Raw genomic sequence first — 13,485 nt, 5'->3', positions numbered from 1 at the left:
TCGTCCTGTATTAAACTCTCTCTTCTCTTCCTTCGCGTACTTCGCGCCTTCGCGGTTAAATCACCTGACGATACAACCGGAATTGATATGACTTCTTCCTTCTTCCTTCTTCCTTCTTCCTTCTGCTTATGATTGACAGAGAATGGTGGACCCAACAATGGCTAGATTTAATCAATACCTACCGCTTCAAAAAGCGGTTAGAACGCGGCTGGCAATATGCGCGAGAAGGTAAAGTTCTCAGCATTAAATTTCCTAATCAAGAAGTAATTGCCCTCGTTCAAGGTACTGATCCCAAACCCTATCAAGTTTCTCTAGGACTCGATCCACTAACAGATGAAGATTGGGAATATGTGATTGAAAATATGTCACAAAGAGCTATTTTTTCAGCAAAATTATTAGCTGGAGAAATGCCACACAATATTGAAGATGTGTTCGCAGCGGCTGGGAAAACCCTATTTCCGTTAAGTTTGTCGGATATTCGATCGCGCTGTAGCTGTCCCGATCCCAAAAACCCTTGCAAACACATAAGTGCAGTGTACTACTTATTGGGCGATCGCTTCAGCGAAGACCCCTTCGTGCTGTTTCAAATGCGGGGTAGAACCAAAGAACAAATCCTGACAGCACTCCGCCAAAGACGAGGTACAGAAGCCAAAGACAATACACAACTAAATTCAGGGGAAAATTCCCTAACTGAAAATGCCAAATTACCTAAAGTCGATCGCTTTTGGGAATACAACCAACAACTAGAATCATCTCTAGTCGTGATTGTACCACCACCGAGTAGCGAAACAGTCTTAGATATTTTAGGGCCAATGCCCCTCGCCACTGACGGGAAAGGAACAGCCAGCAAATCATCCCCAGCCTCAGATGCACTCAAACAGCATTTTAGCAAAATTTACCAAGCAGTAAGCCAGCAAGCAGTTCTAGCAGCACTAAAACGGAGTGAAGGAGATTGAGCGCTTTGGTTTTTCTACCTTAATCAGTACCTAGAAATACTCTAATTAATCTCACATTTTATACAAAAAAATTTCAGTGTTGACATTATTTAAATACAATGATATCTTGTATCCGAAATTGTTAATTCAGTTTTTACGCGCTCAAAGTAAACGCGAACAGTAGTTCTAATTAACTAAAGTTACAGATCAATAAAATATTCCGTTAATACTGGTGCACTACTGTCAAAAATCTGTAGCTTTCATTGTTAGAATTAGTGTTTTTTAGGGTGCTAAGTTCACATACCTGAAACTTCAAATAATTGTGAATATGAACAACAAAATAAAGATTGGTGTTGCAGAAGCTCTAGGCACTTTTGTATTGGTGCTAGGTGGATGCGGTAGTGCGGTGTTAGCAGGAGACAAAATTGGCTTTTTAGGAGTGTCCATTGCCTTTGGGTTGTCCCTATTAATTATGGCTTATACCATCGGCCCAATTTCTGGATGCCACATCAATCCAGCAGTGAGTATTGGTTTAGTAGTTGCCAAACTTATCGATGCAGTCTTGCTTCCTTATTATATAGGAGGTCAGATTTTAGGTGGAATTCTAGGTGGTCTTGTTTTATACATGATTGCATCAGGAAAACCGGGATTTGATGCTGCCGCTTCGGGATTTGCATCTAACGGTTTTGGCGAGCATTCTCCTACAGGTTACGGACTTTTGGCGGCGGCATTAACTGAAATTGTACTGACGGCTTTTCTGTTATTTACCATCATGGGTACTACCCATCCCAACTATCCTGTAGGTTTGGGCGGAATCCCGATCGGCTTGATGCTGGTTTTGATTCACTTAGTGGGAATTCCTGTAACCAATACTTCGGTTAATCCAGCTAGAAGTATCGGTGTCGCACTTTTTCAAGGAGGATGGGCAATCCAACAGTTGTGGGCGTTTATTGTATTCCCGATCGTTGGTGGAGTTATCGGCGTTTTGGCTTATAATTTGATTAAGCCTGTCCCGGAAGAAGTTTAATCAGAAATTGAGCCAAAAATCGGGTTTCTGGAGTCATAAATTTTTTACCCCACCCCAGCCCTCCCCTTGGGAGCATCCCAATTTTGCAGGGGCGAAGCATTCCGGCAGATAATTTATGAGTTAAAAGCAGAGATTTACTGCGGTCATGCTTCGCCCCTACGGATATATTTGCAAAAATGGGATGCTCCCCTCCCCTTGAATCAGAGGAGGGAGTAAGAAATTCAAAAAGATGCAATTGTCATAGATGCTTCACAGTCTCTAGAGGTAATTGTCCAATTCCTGATAAATAGTATAGGGACTGCGGGAGCGGGGAATCTTCTTCCTGGTAATGAAAATTGAGAGATTTAATAATTTTTGTACAAGTACAAGAAAGCTTCAACTTCAGCAGCGCTTGGTTGAGCAGAAATTGCGCCAGGTTTCATTGCCGTCATGGCACCTACTGCACTGGCATAAGTAACCACTTTTTTGGTGACTTCTGCATCGGCTAAATTCAGAATTCCCACCTTGCACAACTGGCTGACAAAACCAGCCACAAATCCATCACCCGCACCAGTTGTATCCTCAACATCTACTTTGAAAGCGGGGATTTTTCCTTCATTCTCCGAGATACAATAGGAACAACCTTTATCTCCCCCAGTTACTAAAACTCCTTCTGGGGAATCGAGGCGGTAAGTAATAGCTCCAGCGTCGGTAGTTTCAAACAGCCATTCCGCTTCTTCTGCCGATAATTTCAGAAAATCAATTTTTGTGAATAGTTTTTTAATCAGTGATTTTGCTTCCTCTGGATTCTGCCAAAACACTGGTCGCCAATTGATGTCTAGTATAATTTTTACATCATACTTTTCTGCTAGTTCAATCGCTTTTTCTATCGCCTTTCGACTATCTGGATAAGCTAATTCTAAAGTACCTAATACTAGAAAATCCGCATTTTCAAACAGCACCTCTGGTATTTGGGCCGCGATGAGGTGAGTGTCGGCAAACTCCGCAGTGTTTGCATCGCCAAAACCGGCAAAAAATCGATCGCCCATTTCATTTCGCAATACATAAACTTGTCGTGTCGGTGCTGTCTGGTGACGCTGCACTCCAGTGGTGTCAACTCCTATTTCTTGCAATACCTGCACGAGGGAGTTACCCAGTTCATCCCCACCCACAGCACCAATAAATCCTGCGCTATTCCCCAATTTAACTAAAGCACAGGCAACATTCGCCGGGGCACCACCGGGATAGGGTGTCCAAGATTCTACCTCTTCTAGGGCAAGTCCCGATCGCTCTGCGAGACAATCAAATAAGATTTCACCCAAACACAGTACGCGAGGATAAGTCATAGGGATTTGAGATTTGAGATTTGAGACAAGGCCAGACTGGTCATTAAAAATCTCCCATAATTCCTGGGGAACAGGCATCCCTTCGACGAAGCGCTTGGGCTAGCGGAGCCTCGCCCGCGCAGCTTCATCGAAGCCTTCAAGGGCACGGCGGGACACTTGCCCGTTGTTGACCATCTTTTTGCCAGAAATCTATTACACAGGGATCGAGTGCCTGCACTGACACCTGGTGTTGGCACTCCGCTGGGAGGACGTGATGGTCGATAGACTGCAATTGCTAATCTCCGGGAACGATAGCATGAAAAGATTTAATTTTTCTATTCTTAGTTCATCCTCGATCCTTTAGAATTATAGATAGGTAAATATGCAGACATAGGAAAAATTTATGAGTGGGAGCGTTTCTCAGATCCCTGTCACCCTATCAGACAGAGAATTACAAGTGGTAGAATTGGTCGCGACAGGATTGACCAATGAGAAAATAGCGGAAAAGTTAGAGATTAGCAAGCGCACAGTTGACAACCATATTAGCAATATCTTGAATAAGACGCGGGCTGATAATCGAGTTGCACTGGTGCGCTGGGCTTTGCAGTGGGGAAAAGTATGTTTAGACAATATTAACTGCTGCCCTCTACCAGGACCGATCGATAAAGAAGTATCTTAAGTAGGGCTCAATGTTGGGAACAGACAAAGGAATGATGCAAACGGCACAAGAAAAACAATTACGGTATCAAATTCAATGCCCTGGATTACCACTGGCGGTGTATCGCGAAGTGGCGGCTCATTTGCGTCAAGTTGAAGGGGTGGAAACCGGTTTAATTCCACAGCAGTCGCAGCAGTTTGATTACAACGACAGCCAAGTTGGGGCTTTGTGGATTCAGTATCCTGAAGGGTTCGATTTTGCCGATCGCGAACGGGTCGATCGCATTTTGGCTTATTATGGCGATCGCTACGGAGTTTGGGAATCATTAGTTATTAGTAATTGGTAATTGGGAATTGGGCATGGGGCATGGCGCATTGGGCATTGGTAATTGGGAATTGGGAATTGGAACTAACAACTAACTACTGACTACTGACTACTGACAACTTACTACTGACTACTGACAACTTACTAACAAAATGAGTGCAATTAAAACTTTACGGGGAACGCGGGATATTTTGCCAGATGAAATTCGATATTGGCAAAATGTCGAAGAAATCGCTAGAACAATTTTGAAAAAAGCGGCTTATCGAGAAATTCGCACGCCTATTTTTGAACAAACATCTTTATTTGAACGCGGTATCGGCGAAGCAACCGATGTTGTGGGCAAAGAAATGTACACTTTTAAAGATAAAAGCGATCGATCGACTACTTTGCGGCCAGAAGGTACAGCCGGAGTAGTTCGAGCTTTTATTCAAAATAGTTTGTATGCTCAAGGAGACGTCCAGCGCCTGTGGTATGCTGGGCCAATGTTTCGCTACGAAAACCCCCAAGATGGCAGACAGCGACAGTTCAATCAAATTGGTGTGGAAGTCTTGGGGAGTGCGAATCCTCGTGCGGATGTGGAGGTAATTGCGATCGCCTGCGATATCCTTCAAACCCTTGGTTTAAAAAATTTGCGCCTCGATATTAACTCTGTCGGAAATAAGGAAGATAGACAAAATTATCGGCAAGCCTTAATCGACTATTTTACACCATACAAATCCGAATTAGATGCGGATTCCCAAGACCGTTTAACTCGCAATCCGCTGCGGATTTTGGATAGTAAAAATGAGCGGACCCAGGAAATTGTCAAAGGCGCGCCGAGTATTTTGGACTATTTGGGCGATGAATCGCGATCGCACTTCGAGCAAGTGCAGCAAATGCTGACAAATTTAGGAATTAGCTATCAGTTAAATCCCCGATTAGTGCGCGGTTTAGATTACTATACCTATACTGCCTTTGAAATTATTTCCGACGATTTAGGCGCGCAAGCCACAGTTTGTGGAGGTGGCAGATACGATGGTTTAGTAAAGGAATTGGGCGGACCAGATACGGCGGCAGTCGGTTGGGCAATGGGTATGGAAAGGTTGATTATCCTGCTGCAAAAATTGCAACCATTACCCAAACCAAAGTTAGATTTTTATTTGGTATCCAGGGGTGAAAAAGCCGAACAACAATCGGTATTATTAGCTCAAAAACTCCGGGTTGCTGGGTTTAGCGTCGAAATCGATTTGAGCGGCAGTGCTTTTGGGAAACAGTTTAAAAGAGCTGACAGAAGCGGTGCTGTTGGGTGCTTAGTTTTGGGAGATGCGGAAGCGGAAAACGAGACGGTACAATTGAAGTGGTTGGCGAGTGGAGAACAAAGTGCGATCGGGCAATCAGAACTGCTAGCAATGACAGAGGAGTTACAGCAGAAGATTCAAAACCCTTAGAAAGATGGGTTGTTGCCAAGTCTCGATCCCCCTAAATCCCCCTTAATAAGGGGGACTTTGATGGCACTCTTGTCCCCCCTTTATTAAGGGGGGCTAGGGGGGATCTAGACTTCGATACCAACAAAAGAAACTGTCGGTTTCCTCGTTACCAGGCTCTGCCCGGTAACGCAGATCCAGAGGCTCTGCCTCGCGATTAACGCAATTAACATTAATCCGAAAAACCAAGAGATATAATTTAACCATTAAAACATCTAACATCTGATATAGTATGTCGTTAGCAACAAAAAAACCCGAAAAAAAACTCACAATCACCTGGCCACTACTACCAGAAGATTTCCAACTACCAGACGACCCCGTGGAAGATGAAAGCCAACCATTGTTAGCAGCAGCTTTACGCCAGCCACTAACAGCATTTCCTGAATTAATGCAGAATGCCTTAATAGTTTCCAACTTTGCCCTTTGTGCCGGCATAAGTTTCCCAGGTTCAACCAGCGGCGAACAGCGCATTATCTGCAAAGCACCAGATTGGATGTACGTGAAACCCGTCAATCCCAAAAATGTCTCGCAAGTACGCCGCAGTTACACGCCACACACAGAAGGGACAATTCCCCAAATCCTGATGGAATTTCTGTCAGAAACCTACGGAGAAGAATACTCTGTTGAGTTTACCTCGCGGGTGGGAAAGTGGTTTTTTTATGAGCAAGTAATCAAAGTCCCCAGATACGTGATTTTTCGGGCAACTACCGCTCATTTAGAAGTTTATGCTTTAGAATCAGAGCGTTACAACTTGCAAAAACCCGATGAAAATGGACGTTATTGGATACCGGGATTAGACTTATTTTTAGGAGTTTGGGAAGGAACCCACGAAGGGAGAACAGGCTGTTGGTTGAGGTGGTGGAATACAGCAGGCGAGTTATTGTTGTGGTCAGAGGAACGAGTAGAACAAGAACGTCAGCGAACTGAAGAAGAACGTCAACGGGGCGATCGCGAAAAACTCCGCGCTGAAAGATTGGCCGAAAAACTGCGTCAAGCCGGGATCGAGTTAGATGATGAAGAGTGAAATTATCAAAATATAGTCGAATTCGACTATATTTTGGTATAATTACTATCTTGTGGTGCTGGCATCCAGCCAGCCATTGTCCTATTACGAACTAATATGTTAATCGAACGTCTCAAGCCCATCGCCTGGAAAAAAAAACCCCAACTGATTTCATTGTTTTCAGGTTGTGGCGGCATGGACTTGCCATTCCACCAAGCCGGATTTGAGGTAGTTTGGGCGATCGACTCTAACAAATACGCCTGCAAAACATTCAGCAGAAATATCGCCGATGTCATCGTCAATGACAGCATAGAAAATATAGACATTACCCAAGTTCCAGATGCAGACATATGTATAGGAGGATTTCCTTGTCAAGACTTTTCCATGATTTGGAAACGTCCAGGACTGGAAGGAACCAGAGGCAATTTATACACATACTTTCTAGATTTTGTCAATAAAAAAAAACCCAAAGCTTTTGTAGCAGAAAATGTCAAAGGCTTATTAAGCGCCAATAATTATCAAGCAATCAAACAAATAATTTCAGACTTTGAAAGTATCGCTCCCGGCTACTTAGTCAAACCCAAACTCTACAACTTTGCGGATTACGGAGTCCCCCAATTTCGCCAAAGAGTATTATTAGTTGGCATTCGGATGGATACAGGATTTAACTTTGTACATCCTCAGCCAAAATACGGTGAAAATCGCAATTATCCTTATCGAACTGCCGGCCAAGCACTCAAAAATGTCGAAAAAGTCAAATATAATCAAGAACATCAGAAAATTCAACCACGAACCATTGAAATTTTGAGTCGCATCAAACCGGGAGGGAATTTTACTGATATTCCCAAAGATAGTCCCTACTATGTAAAAGGCATGATCAGTCACGTTTATCGGCGAATTCATCCAGATAAACCCTGTGCTACAATTATTGCTGGTGGTGGTGGCGGTACTTGGGGATATCATTATCCCGAACCCCGTTCATTGACAAATAGGGAAAGAGCAAGGTTACAAAGTTTTCCCGATAATTTTGTTTTTGAGGGTTCTATTACTGAAGTAAGAAGACAAATTGGCAATGCAGTTCCGCCCGATGGAATAGTTGAAGTTGTTGAATCACTGATTCCCTTATTTCAAGAGGATTATCAGAAAATAGATTTATACAATTTAAATAAAAAATTGCAATTAATGTCAATTAAAGAACGATTAGAACACGCAGAAGCAGAGGCTTCTGAACAGCAATTACAATTGACGGTTAATGTTTAGTCAAGTGAGGTAATTGAATGTCGATACCTAGCATAACTCCTGAAACTCCCTATGTGGACATATCATTATCAAGAGTTGATAAAGAGCAGCAATCAAATCTCAATATTTTTTTTGGCAAAGGGCGGGAGAATAAATCTACTGGTAAATTTATCCCAAGAGATTGGTACGAAGTTGAACTTATTGTGGATTCAAAAACAATAAGCGATCCTATCTACCCAAAAGGTGATTTTATCGCTCACACAGATGATGGTTTAACATTTGACTGTCAAACTCAAGGAGCAAATTATAAAAACTTTAGATCCAAGAATGACTTAAAAATTCTCGGCCGCTGGATAAAAGGTAAGTTAGAACAAAGTGGTGCTCTGAAACAATTTGAACCCGTTACTAGCGAGACATTGCAGAAGTACGGTAGAGACTATATCCGTCTGTATAAATTATCGGATTATGACTACTACTTAGAATTTGATGTGTCTATGCAGCACAAAATGCTGAAAGAACTTCACATCAAATGGGTTGGCTCAGCCCCACAATTCGATGTGGAGTTTGGTGAACGAATCAATTTATTTACCGGAGATAACGGTTTGGGAAAAACTTTTTTGTTGGATGTTGCGTGGTGGGTACTAACCGGAAATTGGTCTGAACATCCTGCTTTTCCCCAACAAGTAGAAGGAGAGACACCAGAAATTATATCTCTTTTGAGCAATCAAAAAGACTCTGAGGAGTACAGAAGTCTATTTAGTTATTCCGATCAGAAATGGCTCAATCTGCGAAGGTCTCCCAGTTTGAAAAGCTTGATTATTTATATCCGTGTTGATGGATTTTCAGTTTTCGATTCTACTCGCCAGCCCTCAAGTTCTTATCATTTTACTAGCGATAGCCTCTGGAATGGATTAAGAGTAGGTGATAAAGTCCTATGTAATGGTTTAATTCACGATTGGGTGAATTGGCAACGTCAACCCGATAGATCCCAATTTGAACTTTTATCCCACGTAATTCAGCAACTTGCTCCCCATGCAGATGAATGGATGGAACCGGGAGAGCCAATGCGAGTTTCTGTTGAGGATGTTCGTAATATTCCTACACTTAATTTACCTTACGGTAATGTCCCTGTCATCTACGCATCAGCAGGAATAAAACGTATTTTAGGATTAGCTTACTTGCTGGTGTGGGCTTGGTACGAACACACGCTAGCATCTAAGCTGCGACAGCAAGAACCTGTGGATCAGATGATTTTGCTGATGGATGAGGTTGAAGCTCACTTACATCCTCAGTGGCAACGATCTATTCTGCCCGCCATCTTAGAAGTCGCTATAAATATCAAAAAAAAGATAAAAATTCAAGTAATAGCGACTACTCATTCTCCTCTGGTACTTGCCTCTATTGAGCCTCAATTTGATGAGGAACAAGATAAGTTATTTTTGTTTGAGTTACAGGGTAAAGATGTAACTCTTAATCAAATTCCTTGGACAAAACATGGGGATGCTGTTGGTTGGCTAACTTCCGATATTTTTGGGTTGAAACAGGCTCGTTCCCGCGAAGCAGAAATAGCGATTGATGCTGCGTATACCTTCATGCGAGGAGAAAGCATAGATGCTTTTCCTGAATACCTAAGAACTAAAGAGCAAATTCATCAAGAACTCCTGCGAGTTTTACCAGAACACGATCGCTTTTGGCCGCGATGGATTGTGAGCACCGAGGTAGAGTAAATATGATGCGATTTACTCCGCCACCGGAACCAGCAGATTTTGAGCAACAGGTGCGAAAAGCAGGCAATAATTGGTTAGTTAACAATCCTGGGAAAGAACCAAAAGATTTTTGGTCTACCTTAAAACCCGCATTAGCTAAAGGGTTCCAAAATCTTTGTGGCTATTCAGTTATGTACATACCGAGTCGGATGGGAACTGTCGATCATTATTTGAGTAAAAGTAAAGCAGAAAACCGCCATTTGATTTATGAATGGCAAAACTATCGCTATGCTTTGCAACGGGTAAATAGCTGCAAAGGAACTTACGATCAACAAATTCTCGACCCTTTTGAAGTTGAAGATAATTGGTTTGAAATTATTCTCCCTTCTTGTCAGTTAGTTTTGACTGATTTGGTGCCTTCCCACAAGCGCCAACTAGCTGAATTTACACTCAAAAAGTTACAACTTCAGAATAGTGAATGGGTAATAGAACAACGTCAGGAGTGGTATCGGATGTATCTAGATGGAGAACTGAATCTAGAAGGGTTAGAAAAGAAAGCACCTTTAATCGCTCGTGCGGTTAAAAATAGCTTAATTAGTTAAATATAGTTTTACAATTCAAGAGCCAGGTCAATTTCTTGAACTAATTCTAAAGGGAAGAATGGCTTATAAATAGTCTTTATTACACCCAGCTTAGGAAACAGATAGCTTTCGGGTAAGTGGGTTTTTGCGGTTAATAGTACCACAGGAATGAATACGGTTATTGGATTGGATCGCAGGTATTCTAAAAAAGTCAAACCATCCATTTGAGGCATCATCATATCTAAAACGATCGCATCGGGAAGTTCCGTACTGGCTTGATGCAAAGCATCCTCTCCTGATGAGGCAGTTAAAACTTCCCAACCTCCGAATTTTTGCAAGCAAAAAGCCACAACTTCCCGGATAGACTCGTCATCATCTACAACTAAAATGCGTTTGGTAGTTGGATTGATAGTTTCGGAGTGATTGTTCTGGATAACTTGATTTGAACAGAGCATATTGATCATAGGTTTCCTCACTTTGAGTGTCAGATGGTCAACTCGATCGCCGACAGTTTCAGATTAGACGAAGAAAATGGAGAAAATATGAATTAATGCCCTTAATATGTCAAGAGATATGAAGTAATATGAGTTTGGTGAACCTTGAGTGAGGTCGATCGCACTTTGAACTCAAATTTTCATTCCTAAAACCTTTTTCCTTCAGCTATATTATCAGGCACACCTACCGCAGAAATCCCGGCGATCGCCCTTAAATTCTGACACCGAATCAAAGCATTAAAATCCAACCCAGAACCTTCTATTTGCGCTACAGCCTCGATCGCCGATAGTAAATGTCTGGCGGCCTCTTCTTCGCTGTAACCGCGCCGGAGAGCTACTTTAATCGCCGCTTCGTCAGCCTCTAACTCTACTTGGGAACTCCGGTTGTCCCGCCAAATTCGAGTTACAGCAAGTCCCGTCAAACCGCCGGCGATCGCAGTGCCGATCGCATCTCCCTGCAATAATTCTACCACTGTTCCGACAACTCCCGCCAGAGCTGCCCCTTGATAAATATCGACTTTAAACCACTGAACATTTCCCAGAAAACTGACATTGCGTAATATTAGTAAATCTCGCTGCGGCTTAGACAGCAACTTCCACAGATCAAAATTAATATAAATTGGTCGATTGCGATTCCAAGGTAAAGGAAATTGACAGTCTATTACCTTTGATTGCTGTGGCTTATTAATGATTTTACACATCATGCGGCCGGAGGCTGGCATCACATCTAACAGGCGGCGAATTTCTGGTTCGGGATTCATAATAGAAGGAAGAAGGAAGAGGGAAGAAGGAAGAAGGAAGAGGGAAGAAGGAAGAGGGAAGAAGGAAGAGGGAAGAAGGAAGAGGGAAGAAGAACCCCCCCCTGCCCCCCCCTAGGGGGGAAATTCAGGAATAAGTCACCCCCCCTAGGGGGGAAAGTCAGGAATCAGGAAGAAAGAGATGGGGGAGAGGGGCTTGATATCAATTCCTCTGTTCATCGGAATTATTAATTTCTCTCTGTGTTCTCTGTGTTCTCTGTGGTTAAATCATTCCGATGCAACGGTTACTATATTAAGGGTTTTTCTTGGAGTCGGGAGATGGAGATTTTTGAGCTTTGGGAGTTGCTTTTTCACTCTTGGGCGAAGGCTTTGGGTTGGCAATTTTTGGGGCAACTGAGGGCTTGGAAGTTGCCGCTGGTTTGTCAGAAGCAGGGGCTGTTAATGGTGCAGCAGTAGGTGTTTTAGTACCTAAAATGCTGGCATCTCCTGTGTCAAATAAGCCAGCGATGCAAGCAATCATCATGGTGGCTAAAGTTCCGACAAATAATGCTTTCCAACCAAGTTCGGAAATGTCTTTGCGCCTGGAGGGAATTAGGGCGATTGTGCCACCGACAAATATGCCGACAGAGGCTAGGTGGGCGAAGCCGGAAAGGGCGTAACTGACAATCAATACTGTGCGATCGCTCACCAGTCCTTTCCCAGCCACTTCTGCTAAAGTTTGATAAGGTGGAATTGCTGTTTCCAAAAGTCGGCGGCCGATGATTATAGATGCTTGCCAAGAATCCTCAAGGGGAACTCCGGTTAACAGCGTCAGGGGATAAAATAAGAATCCCATGATGTTGGCCAAGGTTACTACTTTAAAAAAGCCACCAATCGGGTTTGGCAAGATAGCCAGCCAGCCAAAGAATTGATTGATTAAGGAAACTAAACCTAAGATTAATATTAAAACAGCGGCGATCGCCACTGCCATCTTTACCCCATCCAAGGCACCGATGATGGCAGCATCCAAAGGGCTAACTCGTTCGATTGGTTCTCCGCCAACGGTTTCTTGTTGGGGAATTGCGCCGTCCAAGTCATCAATTTCTTCTCCCACAAATTCTCGACCTTGAGGTTTTGGGTTTTCCTTGGGAATACCACCCATTGTCAGCGGCACTTCGGTTTCGGGCACTAATATTTTGGAGAGGACGAAACAAGCTGGAATGGCAATAATGGAAGCTGAAACTAAATGTCCTAAAATATTGGGAAAAACAGGCTTGAGGAAACTGACGTAAATTGCTAAAGTTGAGGAAGCAGCAGTCCCAAAACAGCAAGATAGGATGGCACAAAGTTCCGAACGAGTCATTTTAGGCAAGTAAGGCTTGACCACAATTGCTGCTTCAATGCCTACGAAAATATTGGCAGCACCGCTGAGTGCTTCTGCGCCACTCAAACGCATTGTCATATAAAAAATTTTGGCGAAAACTTCGGTTATAATTTGAATAACACCGATGTTATAAAGCAAAGCCATCAAACCTGAAAAAAACACCACTGTTGGCAAAGCTCGAAAGGCAAAAATATATCCTAAATTAACTGGAGGTTCTTGGCCTGGTATGGGTACAATGTTTTTGCCGAATACAAATCTCGCCCCCGCATCAGCAGCGGTAAATACGCCATCAAGTAAGCTAGTAAACCACTCTAGGGCGATACGAGTTGGGGGAAATAGGAACACTAAAAACCCCAAGAGTAATTGCAGCCCAATACCCCAGATGATGACCCGCCACGGTATATACTGAGGTTTGCGGTTTTCGGAAAAAATCCAGGCGATCGCGCATAAGCCAAAAATGCCCAGAAATGAGATAAAGTTGTAAATAGACATGACCCTAGTCCTTGAAATATCTGAGAATATCGGCTGATGCCTTATATCAAATCAGTTATACTCTTCATTTGAGGGCAAATGTCAAAAAAATTAACTGTACGAGTTCTGCGGAGCTTTCGCAACCCTTGATTTGCCTTA

13 protein-coding genes are annotated in these 13,485 nt (G+C 42.9%); 9 read left to right on the top strand and 4 right to left on the bottom strand.

The window, feature by feature from the left end; genetic code table 11:
- Positions 1–128: 128 nt before the first annotated feature.
- Positions 129–956 (top strand): SWIM zinc finger family protein, encoded by an 828-nt coding sequence (locus ACBR23_RS18285; protein ID WP_371115851.1) that lies wholly within the window; start codon positions 129–131, stop codon positions 954–956.
- A gap of 307 nt (positions 957–1,263) precedes the next feature.
- Positions 1,264–1,962, top strand: a complete 699-nt coding sequence (aqpZ, locus tag ACBR23_RS18280; protein WP_371115852.1) for an aquaporin Z — start codon at positions 1,264–1,266, stop codon at positions 1,960–1,962.
- 344 nt (positions 1,963–2,306) lie between these two features.
- Here aqpZ and ACBR23_RS18275 read toward each other — a convergent pair whose 3' ends face one another.
- Positions 2,307–3,287, bottom strand: a complete 981-nt coding sequence (locus ACBR23_RS18275; RefSeq protein WP_371115853.1) for a carbohydrate kinase — start codon at positions 3,285–3,287, stop codon at positions 2,307–2,309.
- Positions 3,288–3,669: 382 nt separating this feature from the next.
- Here ACBR23_RS18275 and ACBR23_RS18270 point away from each other — a divergent pair, with 382 nt between their 5' ends.
- The 7 genes from ACBR23_RS18270 (at position 3,670) to ACBR23_RS18240 (ending at position 10,261) form a co-directional block, all read left to right on the top strand.
- Positions 3,670–3,945, top strand: a complete 276-nt coding sequence (locus ACBR23_RS18270; RefSeq protein ID WP_341736214.1) for a LuxR C-terminal-related transcriptional regulator — start codon at positions 3,670–3,672, stop codon at positions 3,943–3,945.
- 34 nt (positions 3,946–3,979) lie between these two features.
- Positions 3,980–4,270, top strand: a complete 291-nt coding sequence (locus tag ACBR23_RS18265) for a hypothetical protein (RefSeq protein ID WP_340523744.1) — start codon at positions 3,980–3,982, stop codon at positions 4,268–4,270.
- Positions 4,271–4,400: 130 nt separating this feature from the next.
- Entirely contained in the window at positions 4,401–5,675 is a 1,275-nt protein-coding gene (gene hisS, locus ACBR23_RS18260; protein ID WP_371115854.1) for a histidine--tRNA ligase, read from the top strand.
- Between the two features lie 268 nt (positions 5,676–5,943).
- Entirely contained in the window at positions 5,944–6,735 is a 792-nt protein-coding gene (locus ACBR23_RS18255; protein WP_371120121.1) for a Uma2 family endonuclease, read from the top strand.
- Between the two features lie 96 nt (positions 6,736–6,831).
- A complete protein-coding gene (locus tag ACBR23_RS18250) occupies positions 6,832–7,974 on the top strand; it encodes a DNA cytosine methyltransferase (protein WP_341736211.1) in 1,143 nt (380 codons plus the stop codon).
- A 17-nt stretch (positions 7,975–7,991) separates the two neighbouring features.
- Positions 7,992–9,680 carry an AAA family ATPase gene (locus ACBR23_RS18245; protein WP_371115856.1) on the top strand — a complete coding sequence of 563 codons (1,689 nt, stop codon included), beginning with the start codon at positions 7,992–7,994 and terminating at the stop codon, positions 9,678–9,680.
- Positions 9,681–9,682: 2 nt separating this feature from the next.
- Positions 9,683–10,261: a hypothetical protein gene (locus ACBR23_RS18240; RefSeq protein WP_371115857.1), complete on the top strand. Its 579-nt coding sequence runs from the start codon at positions 9,683–9,685 to the stop codon at positions 10,259–10,261.
- 8 nt (positions 10,262–10,269) lie between these two features.
- Here ACBR23_RS18240 and ACBR23_RS18235 read toward each other — a convergent pair whose 3' ends face one another.
- The 3 genes from ACBR23_RS18235 to ACBR23_RS18225 all read right to left on the bottom strand — a co-directional run bounded on the left by ACBR23_RS18235 (position 10,270) and on the right by ACBR23_RS18225 (position 13,347).
- Positions 10,270–10,704: a response regulator gene (locus tag ACBR23_RS18235; protein ID WP_340523732.1), complete on the bottom strand. Its 435-nt coding sequence runs from the start codon at positions 10,702–10,704 to the stop codon at positions 10,270–10,272.
- A 176-nt stretch (positions 10,705–10,880) separates the two neighbouring features.
- A complete protein-coding gene (locus ACBR23_RS18230; RefSeq protein WP_371115858.1) occupies positions 10,881–11,495 on the bottom strand; it encodes a DUF3318 domain-containing protein in 615 nt (204 codons plus the stop codon).
- Between the two features lie 289 nt (positions 11,496–11,784).
- Positions 11,785–13,347, bottom strand: a complete 1,563-nt coding sequence (locus ACBR23_RS18225) for a nucleoside transporter C-terminal domain-containing protein (protein ID WP_371115859.1) — start codon at positions 13,345–13,347, stop codon at positions 11,785–11,787.
- Positions 13,348–13,485 lie beyond the last annotated feature (138 nt).

Origin of the sequence: Microcoleus sp. (assembly GCF_041354475.1) — a bacterium.
Lineage (GTDB): Bacteria > Cyanobacteriota > Cyanobacteriia > Cyanobacteriales > Microcoleaceae > Microcoleus.
The sequence above is the reverse complement of the archived record's forward strand: the minus strand, read 5'-3'. Positions and strand labels throughout refer to the sequence as shown.

Bases quoted from the DNA above. Each gene is read 5' to 3' on its own strand.
- ACBR23_RS18250 (WP_341736211.1), top strand. From the start codon at position 6,832: ATGTTAATCGAACGTCTCAAGCCCATCGCCTGGAAAAAAAAACCCCAA.
- aqpZ (WP_371115852.1), top strand. From the start codon at position 1,264: ATGAACAACAAAATAAAGATTGGTGTTGCAGAAGCTCTAGGCACTTTT.
- ACBR23_RS18275 (WP_371115853.1), bottom strand. From the start codon at position 3,287: ATGACTTATCCTCGCGTACTGTGTTTGGGTGAAATCTTATTTGATTGT.
- ACBR23_RS18225 (WP_371115859.1), bottom strand. From the start codon at position 13,347: ATGTCTATTTACAACTTTATCTCATTTCTGGGCATTTTTGGCTTATGC.
- ACBR23_RS18255 (WP_371120121.1), top strand. From the start codon at position 5,944: ATGTCGTTAGCAACAAAAAAACCCGAAAAAAAACTCACAATCACCTGG.
- ACBR23_RS18245 (WP_371115856.1), top strand. From the start codon at position 7,992: ATGTCGATACCTAGCATAACTCCTGAAACTCCCTATGTGGACATATCA.
- ACBR23_RS18270 (WP_341736214.1), top strand. From the start codon at position 3,670: ATGAGTGGGAGCGTTTCTCAGATCCCTGTCACCCTATCAGACAGAGAA.
- ACBR23_RS18265 (WP_340523744.1), top strand. From the start codon at position 3,980: ATGCAAACGGCACAAGAAAAACAATTACGGTATCAAATTCAATGCCCT.
- ACBR23_RS18285 (WP_371115851.1), top strand. From the start codon at position 129: ATGATTGACAGAGAATGGTGGACCCAACAATGGCTAGATTTAATCAAT.
- ACBR23_RS18235 (WP_340523732.1), bottom strand. From the start codon at position 10,704: ATGATCAATATGCTCTGTTCAAATCAAGTTATCCAGAACAATCACTCC.
- hisS (WP_371115854.1), top strand. From the start codon at position 4,401: ATGAGTGCAATTAAAACTTTACGGGGAACGCGGGATATTTTGCCAGAT.
- ACBR23_RS18240 (WP_371115857.1), top strand. From the start codon at position 9,683: ATGATGCGATTTACTCCGCCACCGGAACCAGCAGATTTTGAGCAACAG.
- ACBR23_RS18230 (WP_371115858.1), bottom strand. From the start codon at position 11,495: ATGAATCCCGAACCAGAAATTCGCCGCCTGTTAGATGTGATGCCAGCC.